The sequence below is a fragment of the Burkholderia sp. AU45388 genome (assembly GCF_030481585.1).
In the GTDB taxonomy this organism is placed as follows: Bacteria; Pseudomonadota; Gammaproteobacteria; order Burkholderiales; family Burkholderiaceae; genus Burkholderia; species Burkholderia sola.
Genome location: NZ_JAUJPV010000005.1, coordinates 207,030 through 231,007, shown reverse-complemented (window position 1 = coordinate 231,007; position 23,978 = coordinate 207,030). Strand labels below are relative to the sequence as shown.

At 67.8% G+C, this 23,978-nt stretch carries 17 protein-coding genes; 10 read left to right on the top strand and 7 right to left on the bottom strand.

Annotated features, from left to right (window positions below; translation table 11 throughout):
- Window positions 1-12: 12 nt before the first annotated feature.
- Entirely contained in the window at window positions 13-744 is a 732-nt protein-coding gene (locus QZM72_RS12585; protein ID WP_301738245.1) for a ribonuclease T2, read from the top strand.
- A gap of 138 nt (window positions 745-882) precedes the next feature.
- Here QZM72_RS12585 and QZM72_RS12580 read toward each other — a convergent pair whose 3' ends face one another.
- Window positions 883-2,412, bottom strand: coding sequence for an FAD-dependent monooxygenase (locus tag QZM72_RS12580; protein ID WP_301738244.1), 1,530 nt, complete (start codon window positions 2,410-2,412; stop codon window positions 883-885).
- A 146-nt stretch (window positions 2,413-2,558) separates the two neighbouring features.
- Between QZM72_RS12580 and QZM72_RS12575 the strand changes: the two genes are divergently transcribed.
- Window positions 2,559-3,236, top strand: coding sequence for a TetR/AcrR family transcriptional regulator (locus tag QZM72_RS12575; RefSeq protein WP_301738243.1), 678 nt, complete (start codon window positions 2,559-2,561; stop codon window positions 3,234-3,236).
- Between the two features lie 48 nt (window positions 3,237-3,284).
- Here the strand turns inward: QZM72_RS12575 and QZM72_RS12570 are convergent, their stop codons facing one another.
- From QZM72_RS12570 to QZM72_RS12560, 3 genes are all read right to left on the bottom strand, one after another.
- Window positions 3,285-3,920, bottom strand: a complete 636-nt coding sequence (locus QZM72_RS12570; protein ID WP_301738242.1) for an isochorismatase family cysteine hydrolase — start codon at window positions 3,918-3,920, stop codon at window positions 3,285-3,287.
- Between the two features lie 52 nt (window positions 3,921-3,972).
- Window positions 3,973-4,788 carry a hypothetical protein gene (locus QZM72_RS12565; protein WP_301738241.1) on the bottom strand — a complete coding sequence of 272 codons (816 nt, stop codon included), beginning with the start codon at window positions 4,786-4,788 and terminating at the stop codon, window positions 3,973-3,975.
- Between the two features lie 220 nt (window positions 4,789-5,008).
- Entirely contained in the window at window positions 5,009-5,923 is a 915-nt protein-coding gene (locus QZM72_RS12560) for a glutaminase (RefSeq protein ID WP_301738240.1), read from the bottom strand.
- A gap of 220 nt (window positions 5,924-6,143) precedes the next feature.
- Between QZM72_RS12560 and QZM72_RS12555 the strand changes: the two genes are divergently transcribed.
- The 3 genes from QZM72_RS12555 (at window position 6,144) to QZM72_RS12545 (ending at window position 8,942) form a co-directional block, all read left to right on the top strand.
- Entirely contained in the window at window positions 6,144-6,854 is a 711-nt protein-coding gene (locus QZM72_RS12555) for a response regulator (protein WP_089470296.1), read from the top strand.
- A 64-nt stretch (window positions 6,855-6,918) separates the two neighbouring features.
- Window positions 6,919-8,049, top strand: a complete 1,131-nt coding sequence (locus QZM72_RS12550; protein ID WP_301738239.1) for an ATP-binding protein — start codon at window positions 6,919-6,921, stop codon at window positions 8,047-8,049.
- A gap of 266 nt (window positions 8,050-8,315) precedes the next feature.
- Window positions 8,316-8,942: an FMN-dependent NADH-azoreductase gene (locus QZM72_RS12545; RefSeq protein ID WP_301738238.1), complete on the top strand. Its 627-nt coding sequence runs from the start codon at window positions 8,316-8,318 to the stop codon at window positions 8,940-8,942.
- Window positions 8,943-9,002: 60 nt separating this feature from the next.
- On the opposite strand, the gene QZM72_RS12540 is transcribed toward QZM72_RS12545, so the two are convergent.
- On the bottom strand, window positions 9,003-11,411 hold the full coding sequence (locus QZM72_RS12540) for a patatin-like phospholipase family protein (protein ID WP_301738237.1): 2,409 nt from the start codon (window positions 11,409-11,411) through the stop codon (window positions 9,003-9,005).
- 271 nt (window positions 11,412-11,682) lie between these two features.
- Here QZM72_RS12540 and QZM72_RS12535 point away from each other — a divergent pair, with 271 nt between their 5' ends.
- Both QZM72_RS12535 and QZM72_RS12530 read left to right on the top strand, forming a co-directional pair.
- Window positions 11,683-12,717: a rod shape-determining protein gene (locus QZM72_RS12535; RefSeq protein WP_301738236.1), complete on the top strand. Its 1,035-nt coding sequence runs from the start codon at window positions 11,683-11,685 to the stop codon at window positions 12,715-12,717.
- Between the two features lie 188 nt (window positions 12,718-12,905).
- Window positions 12,906-13,565 (top strand): YdcF family protein, encoded by a 660-nt coding sequence (locus QZM72_RS12530; protein ID WP_089470292.1) that lies wholly within the window; start codon window positions 12,906-12,908, stop codon window positions 13,563-13,565.
- 584 nt (window positions 13,566-14,149) lie between these two features.
- On the opposite strand, the gene QZM72_RS12525 is transcribed toward QZM72_RS12530, so the two are convergent.
- Window positions 14,150-14,278: a hypothetical protein gene (locus tag QZM72_RS12525; protein WP_301738235.1), complete on the bottom strand. Its 129-nt coding sequence runs from the start codon at window positions 14,276-14,278 to the stop codon at window positions 14,150-14,152.
- On the opposite strand from QZM72_RS12525, the gene QZM72_RS12520 reads away from it, so the two are divergent.
- The 3 genes from QZM72_RS12520 (at window position 14,277) to QZM72_RS12510 (ending at window position 22,600) form a co-directional block, all read left to right on the top strand.
- Window positions 14,277-19,874: an autotransporter domain-containing protein gene (locus QZM72_RS12520; protein WP_301738234.1), complete on the top strand. Its 5,598-nt coding sequence runs from the start codon at window positions 14,277-14,279 to the stop codon at window positions 19,872-19,874. The two genes, QZM72_RS12525 and QZM72_RS12520, sit on opposite strands and share 2 nt — an antisense overlap.
- 155 nt (window positions 19,875-20,029) lie before the next feature.
- Entirely contained in the window at window positions 20,030-22,252 is a 2,223-nt protein-coding gene (locus tag QZM72_RS12515) for an amylo-alpha-1,6-glucosidase (RefSeq protein WP_301738233.1), read from the top strand.
- Between the two features lie 96 nt (window positions 22,253-22,348).
- The gene (locus QZM72_RS12510) at window positions 22,349-22,600 is read left to right on the top strand and encodes a hypothetical protein (protein ID WP_006482135.1); all 252 of its coding nucleotides are present in this window, start codon (window positions 22,349-22,351) and stop codon (window positions 22,598-22,600) included.
- Window positions 22,601-23,083: 483 nt separating this feature from the next.
- On the opposite strand, the gene penR is transcribed toward QZM72_RS12510, so the two are convergent.
- Window positions 23,084-23,974, bottom strand: a complete 891-nt coding sequence (gene penR / locus QZM72_RS12505; RefSeq protein ID WP_301738232.1) for a beta-lactamase transcriptional regulator PenR — start codon at window positions 23,972-23,974, stop codon at window positions 23,084-23,086.
- Between the last annotated feature and the right edge of the window lie 4 nt (window positions 23,975-23,978).

Below are 23,978 nucleotides of genomic sequence, written 5' to 3'. Positions count from 1 at the left end.
AGGAAACACGCCATGCTCAAGACGCTCGCCCGCGCCGCTGCCGCACTCGCCGTCGCTTCCGTTTCACTGCACGCCGCCGCGCAGACCAGCTACGACTACCTGCTGCTCGCCGCCTCGTGGGAGCCCGGCTTCTGCGCGTCGCACGACACACCGGAATGCACGAACCTCGCCGGCTCGTATGCGGCGACGAGCCTGTCGCTGCACGGGCTGTGGCCGAACCGCTACGACGGCAACCAGCCGTTCTACTGCGGCGTGCCGCAGAACGACATCGACCTCGACAACGCGCACCAGTGGTGCAGCATGGACGCGTATCCGATCAGCAGCGCGACGCGCAACACGCTGTCGACGTACATGCCGGGCGTCGCATCGTGCCTCGACAAGCACGAATGGTTCAAGCACGGCACCTGTTCGAATTCGGCGACGCCTGATGCTTACTGGAACCAGGCGTCGGGCATGATCAGCCGGCTCGGCAACACGTCGTTCAACACGTTCGTGCAGGCGAACGCGGGCAAGACGGTCACGCGTAACCAGTTGCTGTCGGCGTTCGAAGGCGCGTTCGGCAGCAACACGCGCAGCGCGGTGTCGTTGAAATGCACGAAGACGAATGGGGTGAGCTACTTCACCGAGGCATGGATCGCGGTGAAGACGAACGCGACCGCGCAGTTTCCGAGCGCCGCGTCGCTCGTGACCGACGGCAATACGCAGGGCACGTGCCCGACGTCGGGGGTGTTTATCGCGAAGTGAGGGGCGTGGGTGACGTGCGCGCTATCGCGCACGTCGCGGGATGTGGGCGCGCGAGGATGTCGGGCGCGCCGTCGATGGCGCGCGTGCACGTTTGTCGGTCGGCGAGACAGACTCGCTTCCTGCATTGAGCGGCTGCGCTCACTGCGCCGCGCAGGGCGCGCCGAACCATCGCGTGACCGCCTGCGTGGCGGCGTCGATGTCCACGCCCGCATCGTCGCCACAGGCCCACGCGACGAAACCGTCCGGGCGCACGAGCACCGCACGTAATCCGAGCCGGTCTTTCGCGTCGCTCGCGATATAGGCGATGCGGTCGCGCCAGCGGCCTGCCACGGCCCGAAGCGGCTGGTCCGCATCGAAGTCCAGCAGCACGCCCTTGCCGTGCCTGGCGTGTTCGCCGAGCCGCGTGCCGTCGATCAGTTCGAAGTCCGGAACGCAGCGACCCACGAGCGGATGGCCGCGGCCGAGATCGTACGCGAGCGACACGCCCCACAGGCGTTCGGCGAAGTACGTCGCGCCGTCGCGCGTGTCGACGAGATCGCGCACGATCGCCGCGAGCGCGTGCGAGCCCGGGGACGGCCGCATCAGCGCGACCTGCGCACGCGACCAGTCGAGCACGCGCGCGCCCACCGGATGCCGTTCGTCCGTGTAGCTGTCGAGCAGCCCGGCCGGTGCGTCGCCGCGAATCGTCGCGGCCAGCTTCCAGCCGAGATTCATCGCATCGCCGAGCCCGAGATTGAGCCCCTGCCCGCCGAGCGGCGAGTGGATGTGCGCGGCATCGCCCGCGAGCAGCACGCGGCCGTTGCGGTACGTCGATGCCTGGTACGCGCGATCGGTCCACGTGGCGGCGAGCCGCAGCGCGGTCAACGTGACGCCGGTGCCGGACACGCGGCGCAGCACGGCCTGCGCATGTTCAAGCGTGATCGGCCCGCTCCGGTGGAACGCGCCACCGTCGAACTCGACCAGCGCGACGGTCCCGGGCGGCGTGTACGTATACATCCCGGCCGGCGTGGGGTGACGGCCCGGCAGCAGCACGCCCGGATCGGCGAACTCGGCTTCGATCGAGTAGCCGGTGAACTCGGCGTCGGTGCCGGCGAACGCGAAGCCGCCGGCCTTGCGGACCGCGCTGCGGCCGCCGTCGCAACCGACGAGCCAGCGTGCGCGGAAGGTCTCGCCGCCCGCGTGCAGCGTGACGCCATCGTCCGACTGCTCGAAGCCCTCGACGGCAAGGCCGCGCCGAATCTCGACGCCCGTTGCGTGCGCACGGGCCGTCAGCACGGATTCGACCCGCGCCATGTCGGTCGCCATGTGCGTGCCGGCCGGGCCGGGCAGGTGGTACGGCCACTGCGACGCATCGATGTCGTCGTGGAAGAACGGGATGCCGGCGAAATGGCCGGCGGGACGTCGCGCTTGCTGCATCCAGTGCGCGGTGTCCGTTGCGCGGGACGGCAGCGCGATGCCGTCGAGCAGGCCGCGACGGTAAAACGCATCGATGGTCGGCGCGGACAGGCCGCGCATGCCGAACGGGAGGTGCTTCAGCGGGGATGCCGGGTCGTCCGCCTGCTCGACCACCAGCACGGACGCACCGGCAAGGCGCAGCTCGCACGCGAGAAACAGGCCGACAGGGCCGGCTCCGGCAATCACGACATCATGGGACACGGGCAGATTCATCGGTGGCTCGGTTTCAGGCCAGGGCGGCCCGGTGTGGTCGAAAGGGCGGTACACGACGGCATCGCGCCCGCGTGGGGAAACGTGTGGAACGTTGTTCCAACGGCAAGATATTGGAACGCTGTTCCAGATGTGTCAAGCTAGCGTGCATGAAGACCACCAACCGGACCGAGCGGCGCGCGCACGCGCTGTCGAAAGAGCGGATCGTCGAGGCCGCGATAGGGATCCTCGACCATGCGGGCGAGGGCGCGCTGACCTTTCGCGCGCTTGCCGCGCACCTGGCGACCGGAAGCGGCGCGATCTATTGGCACGTCGCAGACAAGCACGACCTGCTCGCGGCGGCCGCGGATCAAGTGATCGCGGCCGCGCTGACGGACGTGCCGCCGGAGCGTGACGGCGATGCGGCGGAAGCGGTCCGGTGTGTCGCGCTGCGCCTGTTCGACGCGTTCAGCGCGCACCCGTGGGTGGGTGCGCAGTTGTTCCGTGAACCGTGGCAGCAGGCGGTGCTGCGGATCCTGGAGCGCGTCGGCGGGCAGCTTCAGGCGCTGGGCGTGCCCGAGCCCGCGCAATTCGATGCGGCGTCGGCATTGATGCACTACATCTTCGGGCTGGCCGGCCAGTACGCGGCCGGTGCGCGGCTGCATTCGCGCGACACGAGGCAGCCGGAGATCGTCGCGGCAGTTGCCGAACGGTGGGCACAGCTCGAACCGGCGCAGTATCCGTTCGTGCGGAAGGTGGCGGCACAACTGGCCGCGCACGACGAGCGTGCGCAGTTCCTGGCCGGCATCGATCTCATTCTTGCGGGGATTGGGGCGGCGGCCCGGTAAGCCCGTTGTCGGATGGATGGTTTCGAACGGCGTGCGACGAGTGCGTTGTCACGCCAGCAACCGCAGTGCATCCGCGAGCGACAGCACCGTCGTGCGCGATTCGAACGCGGTAGCGAACAGATGTTCGTGGACGATCGGGTCCGGGTCGTAGCAGCAATCCTTGACCGTATAGAGGCGGAAATCGGCGTCGCTCGCGTGCGCGATCGACGACAACATCACGCCGGTCGACGCGATGCCGACCATGATCAGCGTATCGACGCCTCGTGCGGTGAGACGCGCCTGCAGATCGGTGCCGAAGAACACGCTTGCGCGGTGGGCGAAAATCAGCGGTTCGTCGGGTCGTTTGGCAAGTTCCGGGGAAGGGCCGTCGTTGATGAACAGGCCGAGTTGCTTGATGCCCTGGCCGTTCTTGTTCAGCGGGCTGACTTCCGGATAGCCGGGGCTGAACCTCAGATTCGCGAACCAGACGCCGACGCCGGCAGCGCGTGCCGCGTCGCAGAGACGGCGCGTATTGGCGAGCAATTCAGGCGCGACCGACGGGAAGAGGCCGAGGATGTCGGTCTGGTAATGCATGACGAGCAGCGCGGTTTGGGATGGCGCGATCGAGGGAATCGGCGCGGATGCGCTGCTGCCGGCGTGTACGCGGGAAGAAGTCGCGACTTCTGATGCGTTGTCGTGATCCATGCGTGGCCTTTTCCAGTTACCGCCTTATCCATGCTTGCCGAAGAGCCTGAGATTACCGCCCTGTATCCCTCGATACCGTAATCTCTTTCCCGCGGGGTATTTCGTGGTCGCCCACACGTTGATCCACGGCCGAGATGCAGGTGAATCGTGCGAACGTGTCGAATTCAAACGCTCCTGTGTCACATTCAATACCGAAAACTTTCCACAAGTGGGGTAGTTCTCCCGAAATCGACATTTCAACCGTGCCGCCCACAACGAGCGCCTTGACATGGGTTCCCGCAGGGAGATCGAGTTCTCCGTCTCGAAGCCCGGACGCAAGCGTGCAGTCAACGGTGTCCTGAAATTCGTCGTAGTTGAAGGCGGAGCGTTCCTTGTGGTGCTTGAACGGACCCGGTGCACATTCGATCCCGGCGAGCGATGCCGGCTTCGCAAGCGTCCCATAAGCGACGTAACTCGTATTGTCGTCGGAACGATTGACGGCGAAGTCTCCGCTTACGGTCAGCCCCAGAAGCGGCGTGTTCGACGGGACGGTACCGCTTTTGACCGAATGTGGAGAATACACTTCGAGGACAACCGTTGAGCCCGGTGGGAACGTCATCCCGTCAAAGGTAGTTGCCCGCGTGAGGCGGTGGGTGTACCAGGCGCTTATTGCATGAGCATAGTTGTCGGTAATCGAACGATTGTTGAAAAGCACGACAACCTGCACGAACACCATGCAGCAGAGAAGGGCGACGCAGCGTCTCCAGGCTTTATGCGCACGAACGCGACCATTCAATCCGAAGGCCGCGACGATCAGCATGAGCGGTACGGTCACGGCAAGCGCAAAAAAAGACAGGATCGCCAACGCCGATATTCCGTACAACGCCATTGTCGAGTCTCCGGTTGATCGGCGTGGAAGTGCCATGAGTTATGCACACAGCCGGTGTCGGGCAAACATGCCGCGAATAGTGCTTATGCGTCGGGGCTGCTCTTGAAAACACGATAATCCGCGCCGTTCGCCGAGTGTGATTTGCATATCCCCGTATCTTTGCAACGTTGGCGACAATGCTACTTGTGCGGCCGACTCGGTTATATCTGACTTCGCCTCTTCAAAAAATCGACCTTCCCGTATAAGTCGTCAACCACTCCAGCGCCAGCGTCCCCGCCAACGAATTCCCGTTCGCATCCAACCCCGGCGCCCACACGCACACGGCCATCTCCCCCGGCAGCACCGCCACGATCCCGCCGCCGACGCCACTTTTCGCCGGCAGCCCGACCCGATACACGAAATCGCCGGCCGCATCGTACGTCCCGCAGGTCAGCATCAACGCCGACAGCCGCTTCGCGGAACTCGAATCGACGATCCGCTCGCCGGTTGCCGGCGCGACACCGCCGTTCGCGAGGAACAGCGCCGCGCTGGCCAGCTCCACGCAGTTCATCTCGATCGCGCACTGCCGGCAATATGCGTCGATCACCGTATCGGGCGGCATCTGCATGTTGCCGAAGCTCGCCATGAAATGCGCCATCGCACGGTTGCGTTCCGCGTGCTGCAACTCCGACGTCGCGACGCGCGAGTCGTAGTCGATGTCGTTCGCGCCGATCAGCCGCCGCACGAATTCGACGAGCGCCGTCTCGGCCTTCACGAAGCGGCGGCACAGCACGTCGGTGACGACCAGCGCGCCGGCGTTGATGAACGGATTGCGCGGCTTGCCGCGCTCGCTTTCGAGCTGGACCAGCGAATTGAACGCGGTGCCGGACGGCTCGCGGCCGACCCGTTCCCACAGCGCGTCGCCCAGCAACTGGAACGCGAGCGTGCACGCGAACAGCTTCGAGATGCTCTGGATCGAGAAGCGCTCGTGCGCATCGCCGACCGTGTACACGTTTCCGTCGAGCGTCACGACGGCCATCCCGAACTTGTCGGCGGGTACTTTCGCGAGTTCGGGAATGTAGTCGGCGACCCGTCCCTGGCCGATCCAGGGGGCGAGTTCGGTGTGGATGCGTTCAAGAATCGATTGGTAATTCATCACGTCAGGCAGGGTAGAAGCAGGGCCGGGATGCCGGCGAGCCCGTATGGAACCGTCCCGGCGCCGATTCGTCAAGCGCGGCCCGAATCGCGCCCTTATTTTCAAGACCGGCAAACAGGCGAGCGGCGGGCGCAGTATCATGCGGTACGTTTCGGCCGAGGGCCGGCGTCCGGCACCCGCCGGCGCCGCCGTGGCTTCCCCGATGATCCGACCGCTGCCCATGTCTTTTCGCATCCTGCTCGTCGAAGACGACACCCGCTTGTCCACGCTGATCGCCGGCTACCTGCGCAAGAACGACTATGAAGTCGACACCGTGCTGCATGGTGACGCCGCGGTGCCGGCGATCCTGTCCATGCGCCCCGATCTCGTCATCCTCGACGTGAACCTGCCGGGCAAGGACGGCTTCGAAATCTGCCGCGAGGTGCGCAAGCAGTACGACGGCGTGATCATCATGGTGACGGCGCGCGACGAGCCGTTCGACGAGCTGCTCGGCCTCGAATTCGGCGCGGACGACTACGTGCACAAGCCGGTCGAGCCGCGCATCCTGCTCGCGCGGATCAAGGCGCAACTGCGCCGCGCGCCCGTGCGCGCGGCCGAGAGCACCGCGCCGCAGCCGGAGCGCTACGCGTTCGGCAAGTTCTCGATCGACCGCACCGACCGCACCGTCGTGCTGCCCGACGGCAGCACGCCCGATCTGACGTCCGCCGAATTCGACCTGCTGTGGGCGCTCGTGTGTCACGCGGGCGAAGTCGTGAGCCGCGACGATCTGATGCTGCAGTTGCGCGGCGTCGAATTCGACGGCCTCGACCGCACGATCGACGGGCGCATCTCGAAGCTGCGCCGCAAGCTGCGCGACGACGCAAGCAACCCGCAGCGGATCAAGACGATCCGCAGCAAGGGTTATCAATTCAGCAAGCACGCGTGGGAATGACGCCGCGCTCGCGCGACGCCGTCACGTTCCGCGCGGGCATTCGGCCCGCCGGCCGGGAGCCGCGATGATTCGACGAACCCGTTCGCACCCCGATGCACCGCCGCTGCCGACGCTGCGCTACGTCAAATGGCGCTGGCTGCATTTCCGTCGCGCGTGGACCGACACGCGCGCCGACCGCATCCCGAGCTGGTCGCGCCTGTACCTGCGCACCTATCTGCATCTGCTCGGCCTCGTGTTGCTCACCGCGCTGGTGCCCGCGCTCGCGCTGTGCGTCGTGTTGTCGCCGCAGGTCGTGTGGCATGCGTTCGACGCGCTGCCGGGCGACATCTGGATCGTGCTCGCGTTCGTGTTCACCGCGCCCGCGCTCGCCGCGTACCGGTGGATGCGGCCGGTCTGGTCGGATCTCGTGATGGTGCGCGAGCGTGCGATCGACTTCACCGGCGGGCGCTTCAACACGCGCGCGCGCGAATCGCACAGCGTGATCATCGGCCCGCTCGCGCGCACGCTGAATGCGCTTGCGATGCGCATGGAGCGGCTGATCGCCGCGCAGCGCGATCTGACGAACGGGATCTCGCACGAACTGCGCACGCCGCTCGCGCGCGTGCGCTTCGCGCTCGAAATGCTCCGCGAACCGGGTTCGGCGGCCGAATACCAGGGCGCGCTCGACAGCATCGCGCAGGACGTGACCGAGCTCGAGGAGCTGATCGACATGAGCCTCACGTATGCGCGGCTCGAATACAGCTCGCTGCAGTCGAAGCTCGAGTTGACGGCGCCCGTCGCGTGGTTCGAGCACCAGGTGAGCGACGCGCAACTGCTGTATCCGGACCGGGCGATCGAGGCGCGCGTCGCGATCGCATCGGATCTGCGCGTGAAGATGGACCGGCGGCTGATGTCGTATGCGATGCGCAACCTGTTGCGCAATGCGAGCAAGTACGCGAACGCGCGGATCGTCGTCGGGATCGCGCTCGTGCACGGCAATATCGGGATCTTCGTCGAGGACGACGGCCCGGGCGTGCCGGAGAGCGAGCGCGAACGGATCTTCGACGCGTTCGTGCGCCTCGACCGTCGCACCGGCGGCTACGGGCTGGGCCTGTCGATCACGCGGCAGGTGCTCCACGCGCACAATGGCCGGATCGCGGTCGTCGATCCGGTCGAACTCGGCGGCGCGCGATTCGAGATCAGCTGGCCGGTCTGATCGCGCTGCGGCGCACGCCGGTTTTCGCGTGCGTTGCGTCATTTCTCTCCCTTTCCCCCTTTCTTCGTCCTGTCGATGCGGGCCCGGCCTGTGATCGTCTGAAGATTCGTTGCACGACCTCGGCGTTGTGCATTACGATTGCAATTGCAACTATTCGGGCAGGTTGGCCGGCGCCATCGCAAGCAGCCGGCCTGCGACGCAGCAGCGAAGCCGGGCGGCCGCGCATGCCGTCCTTCGTTCATGTATGTCTTGTCGGGTCACGCATCATGCGATTACTGAATATCGTGTCTTCCCCGCGCGGCGCCAGGTCGGCGTCGATCGCGGTCGCCAATGCGTTTGTCGACGCGTACCGCAACGCGGGTACGCCGATCGACGTCGATACGCTGAATGTCTGGGAGGAAAACCTGCCGGAGTTCGATGGCCATGCGATCGGCGCAAAGTACAAAGGCGTCGCGAACGAACCGATGAATGCCGCCGAGCAGTCGGTCTGGCGACGCATCCAGTCGCTCGCGAAGCGGTTTCAGGCGGCGGACCGGATCGTCGTCGGCGTGCCGATGTGGAATTTCGGCTATCCGTACAAGCTCAAGCAACTGATCGATCTCGTCAGCCAGCGGAACATGCTCTTCACGTTCGACGGCGCGTCCTACGGCCCGTTGCTCGAGATCCCCCGGGCACTGGTGATCCACGTGCGCGGGCAGGGCGAGGAAACCGGCGCGGGGCGAGCCGGCCGGGCCGGGTTCGGGCATCAGGCCGATTACATCGAATTCTGGTTGAAGCTCATCGGCGTGAACGAGGTCAGAAACCTGACCGTTGAACACACGTGGAACGCGAGGGCGCATGAAAGCATCGAGCGGGCGCAAGCGCGCGCGATCGCAATGGCTGCCGATTTCTGAACGGAACGCCCACGGCGACCATGGCCGCACGGATGCCGCCGAAGCGGCATCCGCGCATGCTCAGTAGGTGCGGCCGAGCTGCAGATAGAAGTTGCGTCGGCCGCTGGGCGCGAGCGCCACGCCGATATAGACGGGCCCGAACGCGGTCGACAGGCTCGTGAAGAACGTGTAGCTCTGCTTGAGCGCGCCGCCGCCGATCTTCTGGCCGCTCGACCACACGTTGCCGACTTCCGCGCTGGCGCCCACCGACAGCGCCTTGATCGGCGACGCGTTGAACGTCATCAACTGGTTCATGTACGTGATCTGTCCGTACGCGAGCTCGTTGCCGTTCAGCTGATCGGCCGCATAGGCGGACAGATGCTGGAAGCCGCCGAGCGTGAAGTTGAACGCGTTGATCAGGTTGGTGCCGCCGATGCTCTTGCCGCCTTCGATCGTCGCGCTGACGCTGTGCCGGCCGAACTGTTGCGCGATCATCGCCTTGCCGTAGATCTCGGTATAAGGCGCGTTGCTGATCCCGTCGGCGAATTCCTGCGCCGAGCCGCCGTTGCGCGACACCAGCGAGCGTTCGACCCGCAGTTCGCCGAAATATCCCTTGCGCGGGAACATCGGATCGTCGAGCTGATCGATGACGAGCCGCGCCCGCGCGATCAGTGCCTGGGACGTGAAGCTCGGCCACAGCAGCGCCTGGCCGCTGCCGTCGTCGAACGGCAGGTTGTAGGTCGGCGAACCGTGCCCGGTCACGTAACCGAGGCCGACCCGGAAATCGCCGAGCCGCGCGATCGGCAGGCCGAGGTCGATCCCGGCGCGCGCCGTCTGCATCAGGTATTGCGTGATCTTCACGTCGCCGGAGTCGTCGTACAGGTTCGCGTAGCGGCGCTGGTATTCCGCGTATGGCGAGAGGTACACGCCGTAGGCCATCGACAGCGGCTGGCGCAATTCGACGCGCGCCGACTGCAGGTCGCTGCCGATCGTCGTGTCCGCGCGGAATTCCAGCCCCGACTCCGTGAGCCACGGCCGCCGGTAGCCGACGTGCAGGCGGAAGCCGCCCTCGTCGGTCGAACTGCTCGACATGCCGAGCCCGAACAGCAGGAAGTTGGGCCCCCAGTACTTCTCGCGCGCATCGATCTCGAGCACGTTGTCGTCGCCGCGGCTCACGATCTGCTGCGTGACGCTCTCGAAGTTGCCGCCCGTCGTGAGCCCGAGCAGATCCTGGCTGACGGTCTTCGGATCGTAGATGTCGCCGGGTTTCACGTGCAGCGCGTTGCTGACGACGCGCTTCGGCACGCCGCCGCTGGTCTTGATGTCGATGCGCGTGATCCGGATCGGCGGCGGCAGCGGCTGCGCGTGCGCGGACCGGTAGGCCGCGTACTGTTCCGGCGTGAGCGCGAACCGCCGCAGCTTCGGCAGCGCCGCGGTCGCGGCGATCTCGCCGGCGGCGATCGCCTGCTTCGCGTTCTGGAAATCGGTGAACGCGAGCGCGCCGAGGTCCGGCGTGAGCAGCACGTCCCGCGCGTCGAGCTGCTTGCGTTGCGCGGTCACGTTCTGGCGGATCAGGATGCCGACCATCTGCTGCATCACGTCGGCCGGCGATGCGAGCGCGTCGAGCGGGCGCAGTGGCGAGCCGATGTCGACGGCGATCACGACGTTCGCGCCCATCTGCCGCGCGGTGTCGACGGGCAGGTTGCTGACGAGGCCGCCGTCCACGAGTGCGCGCCCGTTGATCTCGGCCGGCGCGAACAGGCCCGGCATCGCCATGCTCGCGCGAATCGCGAGCGGCAGCGAACCGTGGTCGAGCACGACCATCTGGCCTGTCTGCAGGTCGGTCGCGACCGCGCGGTACGGGATCGGCAACTGGTCGAACGGCTGGTTGGTCGGCACGGCGGCCGTCCAGTTCGCGAGCAGCGCCTGCAGCCGGTTGCCCTGGACGAGGCCGACCGGCGCCTTGACGCCTTTCTTGCCGAAGCCGAGCGTCAGCCCGTTGATGTACAGGCGTTCGTCTTCGCGGCTGGTTTGCGGCAGGTCCGCGCGGTCCGTCACGTCGAACGCGATATCCGCCAGGTTGACCTCCGACAGCCGCTTCTGCATCTCGTCTGCCGCCATCCCGCTCGCGTACAGGCCGCCGACCACGGCGCCCATGCTGGTGCCCGCGATGCAGTCGATCGGAATCCGGTTGTCCTCCAGCACTTTCAGGACACCGAGGTGTGCGTAGCCGCGCGCGCCGCCGCCGGACAGCACGAGGCCGATCGACGGGCGGCCGGCCGGGCCGCCGTCGGCCGTGCAGGTGTGCGCCGCCGCAGCGGGTGCGGTGGGCGCGCGAGCCGCCGGCGCGTTGGCGGCTGCGGCGACGGTCTGGGCGGCGGGTTCGGCGGCCGGCAGCGGTTGCGCGGCGACCGTGCAGCACCAGAAGGCAACGAGCGTCGTGCAGAGCGGGCGCACCGGCGCCCAGCGGAAGGAAACGGTCGCTGTCATGGTGAACATACCTGGCGTAAGCGTGCGTCTGAGGCCTGCCGGGAGCAGGCAAGACCGAGAGATTACCGTGTTTTACAGGCCCGACGCGAGCGGCCGTTGCAGGGCCGGACGTGCCCGAAACGCCACATGCGGCGTTTCCGTCGCGAAAAAATCGTCGGAATTGCCTAAAGTATCGGAACGATTTGCCGCTAAGCTCGTGATGGGGCGGTATGGACGCGCGGCAAAATGTGCGGCGCGGCTGTCCCGGCCCGTTCCCTCACAAAGGTTTGATATGTCGACACCGCTGTTCGGAAAGTTGTTTGCGCAACCCGTTGCGATCGACCCGGGAACGGCGAGTACGCGGATCTATACGCACGAACGCGGCGTGGTGCTGAACCAGCCGTCGGTCGTGTGCTTCCGCAAGGGCGGCGCGAGCGACGCGCGGCCGACGCTCGAGGCCGTCGGCGAGCTCGCCAAGGCGCTGCTGGGCCGCGAGCCGGGGCATCTCGAAGCCGTGCGGCCGATGCGGCACGGCGTGATCGCGGACGCTCACGCGGCCGAGCAGATGATCCGCAGCTTCATCGACATGTCGCGCACCCGCTCGCGCTTCAGCCGCCGGGTCGAGGTCACGTTGTGCGTGCCGTCCGACGCGACGGCCGTCGAGCGCCGCGCGATCCGCGAGGCCGCGTTCGCGGCCGGCGTATCGGAGGTCGAACTGATCGAGGAATCGCTGGCGGCCGCGCTCGGCGCGGGTTTGCCGGTGACCGAGCCGGTCGGCTCGATGGTCGTCGACATCGGCGGCGGCACGACCGAAGTCGCGGTCATCGCGCTCGGCGGCATCGTGTACCGGGAGGCGATTCGCGTCGGCGGCAGCCAGTTCGACGCGGCGATCGTCAACCACGTCCGCAACCTGTACGGCGTGCTGCTCGGCGAACAGACGGCCGAGCACGTGAAGAAGACGATCGGCTCGGCCACCAGCGCGGTGCCGCGCACGTCGACGCGCGCCGTCGGCCGCAGCATCGGCGACGGCCTGCCGCGCTCGGTCGAACTGTCCAACCACGACGTCGCGGACGCGCTGGCCGCGCCGCTCAAGCAGGTGATCGGCGCGGTGAAGTCGGTGCTGGAAAACGCGCCGGCCGAACTCGTGACCGACATCGCGAATCGCGGCGTGGTGCTCACCGGCGGCGGCGCATTGCTCGCCGACCTCGAACGGCTGCTGTACGACGAGACCGGGCTGGTCGCGCGGATCGCCGACGAGCCGGCCACCTGCGCGGTGCGCGGCGCCGGCGAGGCGATGGGCCGGCTCGCGATGTGCCCGGCCGATTGAGCCGGGCGGCGCTGCCGGCCGCAGCCCGGCGCACGCCTTCACATTCTTTCGATCTCTCGGTGGGCCGGCCCGCCTGGCCGGCATCGGTCCGTCGCATGGACAGGCGCGGGCGCGCCGTGCTAGCGTGACGCGCCCGTTCGGGGCCGGGCCGGCCGACGCGCCCGACGACACCTGAGAGACCGAATACCTTGAAACATCGAACCAAACGGGGCTTCGCGGCCCGGGCCGGCCGCGTGCTGGCCGTCGTCGCGTGCGCCTGGGCCGCGGCGGCGGCCGCGATCGTCGTCCATGGCATGCGGATGCCGAGCGCCCCGGCGGACGTCGCCGTGATCTTCGGCAACGCGCTCGACGAAACCGGCGCGCCGAAGCCCGTGCTCGCGGCCCGGCTCGATGTCGGCGTGCGTTGTTACCGCGCGGGGCAGTGCCCGGCGTTTCTGGTCAGCGGCGCGATCGACGGCCCCGGGCTGAACGAGGCGACGGCCATGCGCGACTACCTCGTGGCGCGCGGTGTGCCGGCGGACCGGATCGCCGTCGACGACCAGGGCGACAACACGCTCGCGACCGCGCAGCACACGCTGGCCTACCTGCGCGCGCATCGCCTGTCGCGCGTGCTGATCGTCAGCCAGTATTACCATCTCGCGCGGGCGCGCCTCGCGTTCGAGCGCGTCGGCATTGCGCCGTCGAACATCTCCGCCGCGTATCCGCGCCGCTTCCAGTGGCGCGATGTCTATTCGAGCTGGCGCGAGGTGCCGGCCTACGCGGTGTATGCGGTGCGGTTGTGGGTGAATCCCGAGGCGCGGCCGGTTTCGTTTCGGCCGATGCTTTATCTGATGCGCCTGTTTTCGTGACGGGGCAGCCCGCAAGCGTGCGCTTCCGGTGCGGGCGGTTTCGTTGTTTTCTCCGGTTTCCTGTCGTCTCGCGCCGGCCGCGCGAATTTCATCGGCACCGAATAAATAATAACGATTCGCGTTTCAGATTTCTTGCGAGTCGAAAAATCAAAACAATTTCGCCGACAGTTCCATAATCCGGATCCGATCGATTAATTAAGTGGATGTGGATTATCTGAATGGATCATTCATCGCGGTAAAAATATTGCGCCGCAAAATCCGCGTGCATTGAATCAGGGTGATATATCGGTGTTTCCACCGATGCGGTACGGCCGTTGTCTTTGCGAAAAATCAAGGAAATCCGGCGGAGAGCGTGTCGCATGTCATTGCTGCGTATCTGTCAGAAAGTAAAAAAAGTACATAATCGTCGGCCATTGATCCGATGGGAAAATATCGACTGGAAAACGGTTCGAGTTTGATATAGCCTAGTCTGACGAAAGCGGGTAGTAATCAAATCAACCAGAAAGTCGCTGTATAAACCAGGGGCCGTCAGCATGTCATTCGACTAGTTTCGCAGCTGCATTCCGGGGCCGATCAAAAAATCATCACGAATAAACCGACAGCGCATCGCGATTGCCGGGGAGGACGCTTTTATCCGCGATTTTCTGCTGCGTGCCGTTCGCTGCGGCCGCAATACCAATACCAAAGCCGAGATCAATAAAGAGGGAAAGCATGAACCCTGTCCGTCAGAGAAAAGCGATTGAGCCGTTTCCGCGACTGTTGTTGCCCACCGGCGTGTTTCTGGCGCTGTCGGGCGCGGGCATTGTCCCCGCCTATGCGGTCTGCAGCACGGCGGGCACCACGGTGACCTGTTCCGGCGTCGCGAATCCGCTGGCGCCCAGTTATTCGAACAGCGCCAACAACGTGAACGCGACGGTCAATCCCGGTGCAAGCGTCGGCGTGCTGCTGGGCGTCGGCGGCACGGCGATGTCGTTGACCGGCAGTAACGTCACGCTGACCAACAACGGCACGATCGACCCGTCGGTGCTCGGCTCGGGGCTCGGCGTGCTGTCGAGCGGTGCGGTGGTCGGCAACGCGGCGGCGAGCACCACGACCGTGACCAACAACGGCACGATGAAGGGCTCGACCGGCGTCGCAATCAGCGGCGTGACGGGCATGGCGCTGGCGGTTCAAAACGGCATGGGCGGCACGTCGACCATTTCGAACACGGGTACGATCGGCTCCTCCGCACTGGTCGGTGCGACGCTGACCGGCGCCGATGCGCCGGTGGTCGCCGCCTACGGCGGCGGCACGGTCAACATGACGAACAGCGGGACGATCACCGGTCGCGTGTCGCTGGGTTCGAGCGGCACACCGGGGCAGGGCAATACGTTCACCAACTCGGGCACGATCAACGGCAGCGTGTCGATGGGGGCGAACAGCACGAATACGTTCAATGCCGTGACGGGCTCGGCGGTCAACACGGCCGGCGGCACCGGCGTCGCGTTCAACATCACGGTCGGCCCGGTCACGCTCGGCGTGGCGGCAACCGGCGTCGTCGACGGCGGCGCGGGCGGCAACAATACGCTCAACCTGCAGCAGGGCGTCGCGGCGAACGGCACGATCGCGGTCAACAACTACATCAACTTCAATCACCTCGACGTCACGAGCGGCAACTGGACGATCAACGGCGCGTCCACCGCGCAGGATGCGACGCTGATGGGCGGCGTGGCGATCATCAACGACAACGCGTCGCTCGGCACCGGTACCGTCACGGGCAACGGCGGTGCGTTGCAGGCCGGCACGGCAGGGCTCGACGTGTCCAACAACGTGTCGCTTGGCGCGGGCGGCCTGACGGTGCAGGGCGCGACCGGGCTGACGTTGTCCGGCGCGGTGTCGGGTGGCGGTGCGCTGACGAAGAACGACGGCGGCACGCTGACGCTGTCCGGCGCGAACAGCTACACGGGCGACACGAACCTGAATGCCGGCGGCCTGGTGGTCGGCAACAATTCGGCGCTCGGCACCGGCGCGCTGAACGTCAACGCGTCGGCGTCGCTCGACGCGAACACGAACGTGACGCTCGCCAACACGGTCAATCTCGCGACCGGCTCGACGCTGACGCTCGGCGGCAGCAACGATCTCGGCCTGACCGGCACGATCAGCGGAAGCGGCGGCCTCACGAAGGACGGCGCGGCAACCACGACGCTGAGCAGCGTGAACACGTATACGGGCGACACGACCATCAACGGCGGCACGCTCGCACTGAGCGGAGCCGGCAGCCTGTCCGCGACCGGCACGGTCAATCTGACCGGTGCGGGCGCAACGTTCGACCTGAGCGCTGCGTCGGGCGCGCGGACGATCGGCGCGCTGGCCGGCGCGGCCGGCACGAACGTGGACCTCGGCGCCAATTCGCTGACGCTCGACGGCAGTGGCAATGCGACCTATGCCGGCACGATCGGCGGGTCCGGCAGCGTGACGCTGTCGGGCAGCGGCACGCAATCGCTGACCGGCACGAACACGTACACGGGCGGCACGAACCTGAACGGCGGCAACCTCGTCGTCGGCAGCAATACGTCGCTCGGCCTCGGCGCGGTGAATGTCAACGGTTCGTCGACGCTCGATGCGACTGCCAACGTGTCGCTCGCGAACGGCGTCAACATCGCGACGGGCACGACGCTGACGCTCGGCGGCAGCACCGATCTCGGCATGGGCGGCGTGGTCGCGGGTGGCGGCGGTCTCGTGAAGAACGGCGCCGCGGCGCTGACGCTGTCCGGCGCGAACACCTATGCGGGCGGCACGGCGCTGAACGCGGGCAGCCTCGTGCTCGGCGACAACGGGGCGCTGGGCACCGGCGCGCTGAGTGTCGGCGGCGCGGCGACGCTCGATACGACCACGAGCCTGTCGGTCGGCAATGCGATCACCCTCGGCACGGGCGCCGCACTCACCCTGGGCGGCAGCAACAGCCTCACGCTCGGAGGCGCGATTTCCGGCGTGGGCAGCCTCGTGAAGGACGGCGCCGCGACCACGACGCTGACCGGCGCGAACACGTACACCGGCGGCACGACGATCAATGCCGGCACGCTCGCGCTCGGCGCGGGCGGCAGCCTGTCGTCCACGGGTACGGTGAACCTGGTCAACCCGGGCGCCGCGTTCGACATCAGCGCGGGCAGCGCGCAGTCGATCGGCGCGCTGTCGGGCGGCGTGGGCACGAGCGTGAGCCTCGGCGCCAACGCGCTGACGCTGGGCGGGACGGCCAGCGGCACGTTCAGCGGCACGATCGGCGGCACCGGGAGCCTGACGCTGGCGGGCACCGGCACGCAGACGCTGAACGGCGCAAATGTCTACACCGGCGGCACGAACCTCAATAGCGGCAGCCTCGTGCTCGGCAACGGCGGGGCGCTCGGTTCCGGCGCGCTGACCGTCGGCGGCGCGGCGACGCTCGATACGAATACCGCGTTGTCGGTCGGCAATGCGGTCGATCTCGGCACGGGCGCCGCGCTGACGCTGGGAGGCAGCAACAGCCTCACGCTCGGCGGGGCGATTTCCGGCGCGGGCAGCCTCGTGAAGGACGGTGCGGCGACCACCACGCTGACCGGCGCGAACACCTATACGGGCGGCACGACGATCAACGCGGGGACTTTGGCGATCGGCGCGGGCGGCAGCCTGGCCTCGACCGGCACGATGAACCTCGCCGGTGCGGGCGCGGCGCTGGACCTGAGCGGCGCGACAGGCGGTCAAACGCTCGGCGCGCTGTCGGGCGGCGTGGGAACGAACGTTAACCTGGGCGGCAACGCACTGACGCTGGGCGGCACGGCCAGCGGCACGTTCGGCGGGGTGATCGGCGGCACGGGCAGTCTGACGCTGGCGGGCACCGGCACGCAGACGCTGACCGGCGCAAATGTCTACACCGGCGGCACGAACCTCAATAGCGGGAGCCTCGTGCTCGGCAACGGTGGAGCGCTCGGTTCCGGCGCGCTGACCGTCGGGGGCGCGGCGACGCTCGATACGAATGCCGCGTTGTCGGTCGGCAACGCGGTCAATCTCGGCACGGGCGCCGCGCTGACGCTGGGGGGCAGCAACAGCCTCGCGCTCGGCGGGGCGATTTCCGGCGCGGGCAGCCTCGTGAAAGACGGTGCGGCGACCACGACGCTGACCGGCGCGAACACCTATACGGGCGGCACGACGATCAACGCGGGGACTTTGGCGATCGGCGCGGGCGGCAGCCTCGCATCGACCGGCGCGGTGAATCTCGCGGGCACGGGTGCGACGTTCGACGTGAGCGGTGCGACCGGCGCGCAAACGATCGGCGGGCTGTCGGGTGCGGCCGGCACGAACGTGACTCTCGGTGCGAACGCGCTGGCGCTGAACGGCAGCGGCAGCAGCACGTTCGGCGGCACGATCGGCGGCTCGGGCGGCGTGACGGTGACGAGCGGCACGCAGGTGCTGACCGGTAGCAACACGTACACGGGCGGCACCACGATCGCGGCGGGCGGCACGCTGCAACTCGGCAACGGCGGCACGTCGGGCAGCGTGGCCGGCGACGTCGTCGACAACGGTGCGCTGGTGGTCAATCAATCGGGCAACGTGACGATCGCGAGCGTGCTGTCCGGCACCGGCTCGCTTACCCAGGCCGGCAGCGGGCAACTGACGCTGACCGGCACGAGCACGCTGAGCGGTCCGACCACGGTCGGCGCGGGTACGCTCGCCGTCAACGGTTCGCTCGGCCAGTCGACCGTCACCGTGCAGAGCGGCGCGACGGTGACCGGCACCGGCACGATCGGCGGCCTCGTGGTGCAGGGCGGCGCGACGGCGGCCGCCACGCAACCGGGCGCGGCGCTGAACGTGGGCGGCAACGTCACGTTCCAGCCGGGTTCGACGTTCCAGGTCGCCGCCACGCCGCAGCAAAGCGGCAGCCTCGCGGCCAGCGGCACGGCGACGCTGAACGGCGGCACCGTGCAGGTGCTCGCGAACCAGAGCACCTATCAGCCGGGCACGACATACACGATCCTGAGCGCGTCGTCGGGCGTGCAGGGCGCGTTCACCCAGGTGAGCGCGAACTACGCGTTCCTGACGCCGACCCTCCGCTACGATCCGGGTCACGTGTATCTGCAACTGGCGCAGAACGGCACGTCGCTGCCCGACGTCGCGACGACCCCGAACCAGCGCTCGGTCGCGACCGCGGTGGCTGCACTCGGCAGCGGCAATCCGCTGTACGACACGGTGCTGACGACCGACGCGCCGACCGCACGCCGCGCGTACGGGCTGCTCGGCAGCGAATTGCAGGCGAGCCTGAAAAGCATGCTGCTGCTCGACAGCCGCTATGTGCGCGACGCGGTGACCGATCGCGTCCGTCAGGGCCTCGCGCCCGGATCGGGCCCGCTCGCGGCCCTGTCGTCGGGCGGCGCCGCGCTGTGCGGCGACAACACGGCCGGCGCGGTCGATCCGACGTTGCCGCCGGAGCGCCGGATCGGTTCGCGCGCCGGGTGCTACGGCGGGACGCCCTACCAGCCGGTCGTCTGGGGGCAGGCGTTCGGCGGCCGCAGCCGGCTCGCGGGCGACGGCAACGCGTCGTCGATCAACCGCAGCATGACGGGCTTCATCGCCGGCGCCGACATGGCGCTCAACGACAAGTGGCGCGCGGGTCTGGCCGCGGGCGTCACGCACAGCTCGCTCGACAACGACCAGAGTTCGTCGTCGGCGGTGAACAGCTACTACGTGTCGCTGTACGGCGGCGCACAGTATGGCGCGCTCGGCGTGCGCGGCGGCGCGTCGTACACGTGGTATCGGATCAACAGCGACCGTTATCCGGGCTTCGCGGGCTTCTCCGATCACGATTCGGCCGGCTACGACGCGAATTCGGCGCAGGTGTTCGGCGAAGTCGGCTACGCGCTGCCGGTCGGGCCAGTCGCGATCGAACCGTTCGCGGGCCTCGCGTACGTGAACCTGCATACCGACGGCTATACGGAAACCGGCGGCGCGGCCGCGCTGCGCGCCGGCGGCGAGACGACCCACGTCGGCTTCTCGACGCTCGGCTTGCGTGCGGCGTCGCAGCTCGGCTCGATCGCGAGCGGCACGTTCACCGCGCGCGGGACGGTCGGCTGGCGGCATGCGTTCGGCAACGTGCGGCCGTCGTCGGCGTTCACGTTCGCGAACGGCGGCACGTCGTTCCAGGTGTCGGGCGTGCCGATTGCTCGCGACAGCGCGGTGCTCGAAGCCGGCATCGACGCGAACCTCACGAAGCGCCTGACGCTCGGCCTCACGTACAGCGGCCAATACGGCAGCGGCGTGCGCGACAACGCGATCCTCGGCAACATCCTGTGGAAATTCTGACCGGCAACTGACGTGGCCGTACGCGGCGCGAGGCGACGAAGCAACGTCGTCTCGCGCCGCGGCCGTTTCGTCGCTGCGCACGTTCGCCGTTCTGGCCTATCCTGTGCGAAACACGCGACGCGCGCCGCGCGTTGCGCCTCGACACAGGAGCATCGATGCCGAATCACGCCGAAGCCACGACGACGCAGGCGCCGCAAGTCGCGCCGATTGCCGCGACCCCCGCGTCGGGTCCCGCCTTCATCGCGCCCGAAGCCGATCCGCAGGTCCTCGCGCGCAACAACCAGTACGTACTGAAATCCGGCGACGCGTTCGTGGTCAGCGACGCGCTCGGCGACATCGGCGGGCATGACGACGGCCTGTTCGTCGACGACATGCGCGTGCTGTCGACCTGGCGCCTGACGTTCGGCGGCCGTGCGCCGTCGCTGCTGTCGGGCGCGACGAGCGCCGACAACGCGTCGTTCACCGCGCACCTGACGAACCGCCCGCTGCCGCCGCTCGGCGGCAAGGAGACGCCCGAGGGCGTGATCCATATCGAGCGCATGCGCGTGCTCGCGGGCGACGTGCTGTACGAAGCGCTGACGCTGACGAACTACGGCGCGAGCGAAGCCGAGGTGCCGCTGTCGCTGTCGTTCGCGGCCGATTTCAAGGACATGTTCGAAGTGCGCGGCACGCGGCGGCCGAAGCGCGGCACGGTGGGCGCGCCGCGCGTCGACGCGGGCGCGGTGCGGCTGCGCTACGACGGCCTCGACAGCGTGGAGCGCAACGTGACCGTGCATTTTTCGCCGGCCCCCGACGCGCTGTCGGTCGATCGCGCCGACTACACGCTGACGATTGCCGCGCAGGCGTGCGTGTCGATCTACCTGACCGTCGATGCGACGCTCGGGCCCGCGGAGGCCGAAGGGCCCGGATGCGGCCGCGTCGCGCTGCGCACCGCGCTCGTCGGCGTGCATCGCGAGATGCGCGCACGGCGCGAATCGATGGCGCGCGTGAACACCGGCAATCCGCTGTTCGACGCCTGGCTCGATCGTTCGCTCGCGGATCTCGGGCTGCTCACGACGCAGCTCGACACGGGGCCGTATCCGTATGCGGGCATTCCGTGGTTCTCGACGCCGTTCGGGCGCGACGCGATCATCACGTCACTGCAGATGCTGTGGCTGCAGCCGTCGCTCGCGCGCGGCGTGCTGCGTTTTCTCGCCGAGCATCAGGCGCGCGAGACCTCCGCGTTCCGCGACGCGGAGCCCGGCAAGATCATGCACGAGTTCCGCCGCAGCGAGATGGCCGCGACGGGCGAGGTGCCGTTCGCGCTGTACTACGGCGGCGTCGATACGACTCCGCTGTTCATCGTGCTCGCGGGCGCCTATGCCGAACGCACCGGCGACGATGCGCTGATCGACGAGCTGTGGCCCGCGCTCGAGCGCGCCGCGCAATGGGTGATCGACAAGTGCGACCGCAACCCGTACGGGCTGCTCGATTACCAGCGCACGTCGGAGCGCGGCCTCGCGAACCAGGGCTGGAAGGACAGCCACGATTCGGTGTTCCACGCGGATGGTCGTTTCCCCGACGGGCCGATCGCGCTCGTCGAAGTGCAGGCCTATGCGTGCGCGGCGCTCGACGCGATGTCGGCGTGCTCGCGCCGGCGCGGCCATGCGGCCGACGCGACGCGCTACGCGTTGCGCGCGAAGACGCTGCGCGAGCAGGTCGATGCGCTGTTCTGGATGCCGGAAGGCGATTTCTACGGGATCGCGCTCGACGGTCATGGCGAGCTGTGCCGTGTGTTCGCATCGAACGCGGGCCACCTGCTGGCGTTCGGGCTGCCCGACGCCGAGCGCGGCGCGGCGGTCGCCGGCGTGCTCGGCTCGGCGCTGTTCCAGACGGGCTGGGGCATCCGCACGCTGGCGGCCGGCCAGCCGCGCTTCAACCCGATGGCCTATCACAACGGTTCGGTATGGCCGCACGACAATGCGCTGATCGCGCGCGGCCTGGCGCGCTACGGCGACAAGACGGCCGCGGTGAATCTGCTGCGTGCGCTGTTCGAGGCGGCGGTGAGCTTCGAGATGCGCTTGCCGGAGCTGTTCTGCGGGTTCCCGCGCCGGCGCGGCGAACCGCCGACCGCGTATCCGGTGGCCTGCCTGCCGCAGGCGTGGGCGGCCGGCGCGCCGTTCATGATGCTGCAGGCATGCCTCGGCGTGAGCATCGACGCGTCGCGCCACGAGGTGCGCGTCGAGCGCCCGGCCTTGCCGGAAGGCGTCGACTGGCTGCGGATCGATGCGCTGCGCGTCGGCGACGAAACCGTGTCGCTGACGTTCCGCCGGGTCGACGGCCAGGTCATCGCGGCGGCGGAGCAGCCGGGCCGCGTGCAGGTGGTCGCGGTGCTGTAGCGCGGGGCCGCGCGAACGTTGCGCGATGTCGCGCCACGTTCGCGCGCGGCGGCATAGAATCGTGACATGACCCTTGAACGATGGCGGAGGTAGACGATGACGACCGATAACCGGCCCGACGACGGCGAGCACAAGCTCGAGAATCTCGAAGCGGCGGTCGACCACCTGCACAAGTCGATCGAATCGCAGAGCATCGCGGTCGGCGCGGCGAAGGGCATCCTGTTCAGCCTGATCGAAACGCTCGGCGCGCTGATCGGCGATCCCGATCTGCCCGAGCATGCGCGTTCGGGCTACGAAGCGCTGCGCGACAAGGCGAGCGAATTGCGCGGCGGCCTCGACCGTCACTGATGCACGGGCGGCGCACGCGCTGCCCGATTCGGCGGACGCGGCACAAAACCCCGTGCGCTCAATCAGTTAGGTGCCCGATACGCAGGATATCCACAAGCTTGCCAACACAATCTGTGGAGAACCGCCCGGCCTTGGGCCGGGCGCGTCGCACGTGCCCGGCATGCGGTTCGGCAACCGTTCCGGTGCCACACCATTGACCGGTCAAGGTCCGTGAATCGAATCCCCTTGTGTATCAAGATGTTACGCGTCCGATCTGACGGATATCCACAGGCTTGCCAACAAAATCTGTGGACAACTTGCAATCGATTGCGTCGCCATGGTTGACGATCCGATCGGCGGGCAATGCGTGCGCGAGGCCCGTGCGCCGGGGCTGCCCGCCGCGTGCACCGGCACGCTAATGCGTGCGGGATCAAGGGCTTAGGCTCCGGGTACCCAGGATATCCACATCCTTGCCAACACTTTCTGTGGACAAGCGAGGCCGCGTTACCCGGCCGCCGCCGCGCCGGCCGCTTCCACGAGGATCCAGTCGCGAAAGAGCGTCATCGCGGGCGTCAGCGGTTTCGATTTCAGCGACGTGAGCCAGTAGCCGCCCGCGCGCACGTCGATGTCGAGCGGCCGCGCGAGCTGGCCCAGCTGCAGTTCGCGCGCGAACATGCACGCGGGTGCGAGCGCGACGCCCGCCCCCTGCATCGCGGCCTCGACCATCAGCCGGGACGAATCGAACACGGGCCCGTTGACGGCCCACGGTTCGAGCTGCGCGGCGTCGAACCAGCCGAGCCACTCGTCGGTGCGGTACGAGCGCAGCAGCGTTTCGTTCGCGAGATCGACCGGCCGCGCGATGCGCCGTGCAATGTCCGGCGTGCACAGCGCGGTGAGCGGCGCATCGAGCAGCCGCTCGTTGCGTGTTGCGGGCCAGTTGCCTTCACCGAAGCGGATCGCGAAATCGAGGCCCTCGGCGGCGAGATCGACGACGTTGTTGTTGGTCCGCAGCCGCAGCTCGACGAACGGGTGCGTGTCGCCGAACTGCTTCAGCCGAGGCATTAGCCAGCCTAGGGCAAAGGTGCCGACGACGCCGAGCGTCAACACCTCGTGGAAACGGCCGCCGTCGAACTGCTTGAGCACCGTCTCGATGCGGCTGAACGCGTCGCTCAGCACCGGCAGCAACGCGCGGCCCTCGTCGGTCAGCCCGAGGCCGCGCGGCAGTCGCGTAAACAGCGCGCAGCCGAGCCGCTCCTCGAGCGAGCGCACCTGTTGGCTGACGGCGGCCTGGGTCACGCTCAGCTCGAGGCCGGCGCGCGTGAAGTTCAGGTGGCGCGCCGACGATTCGAACGCGCGCAACGCATTGAGCGGAAGATGAGGGCGGAGCTTAGTCATAAGA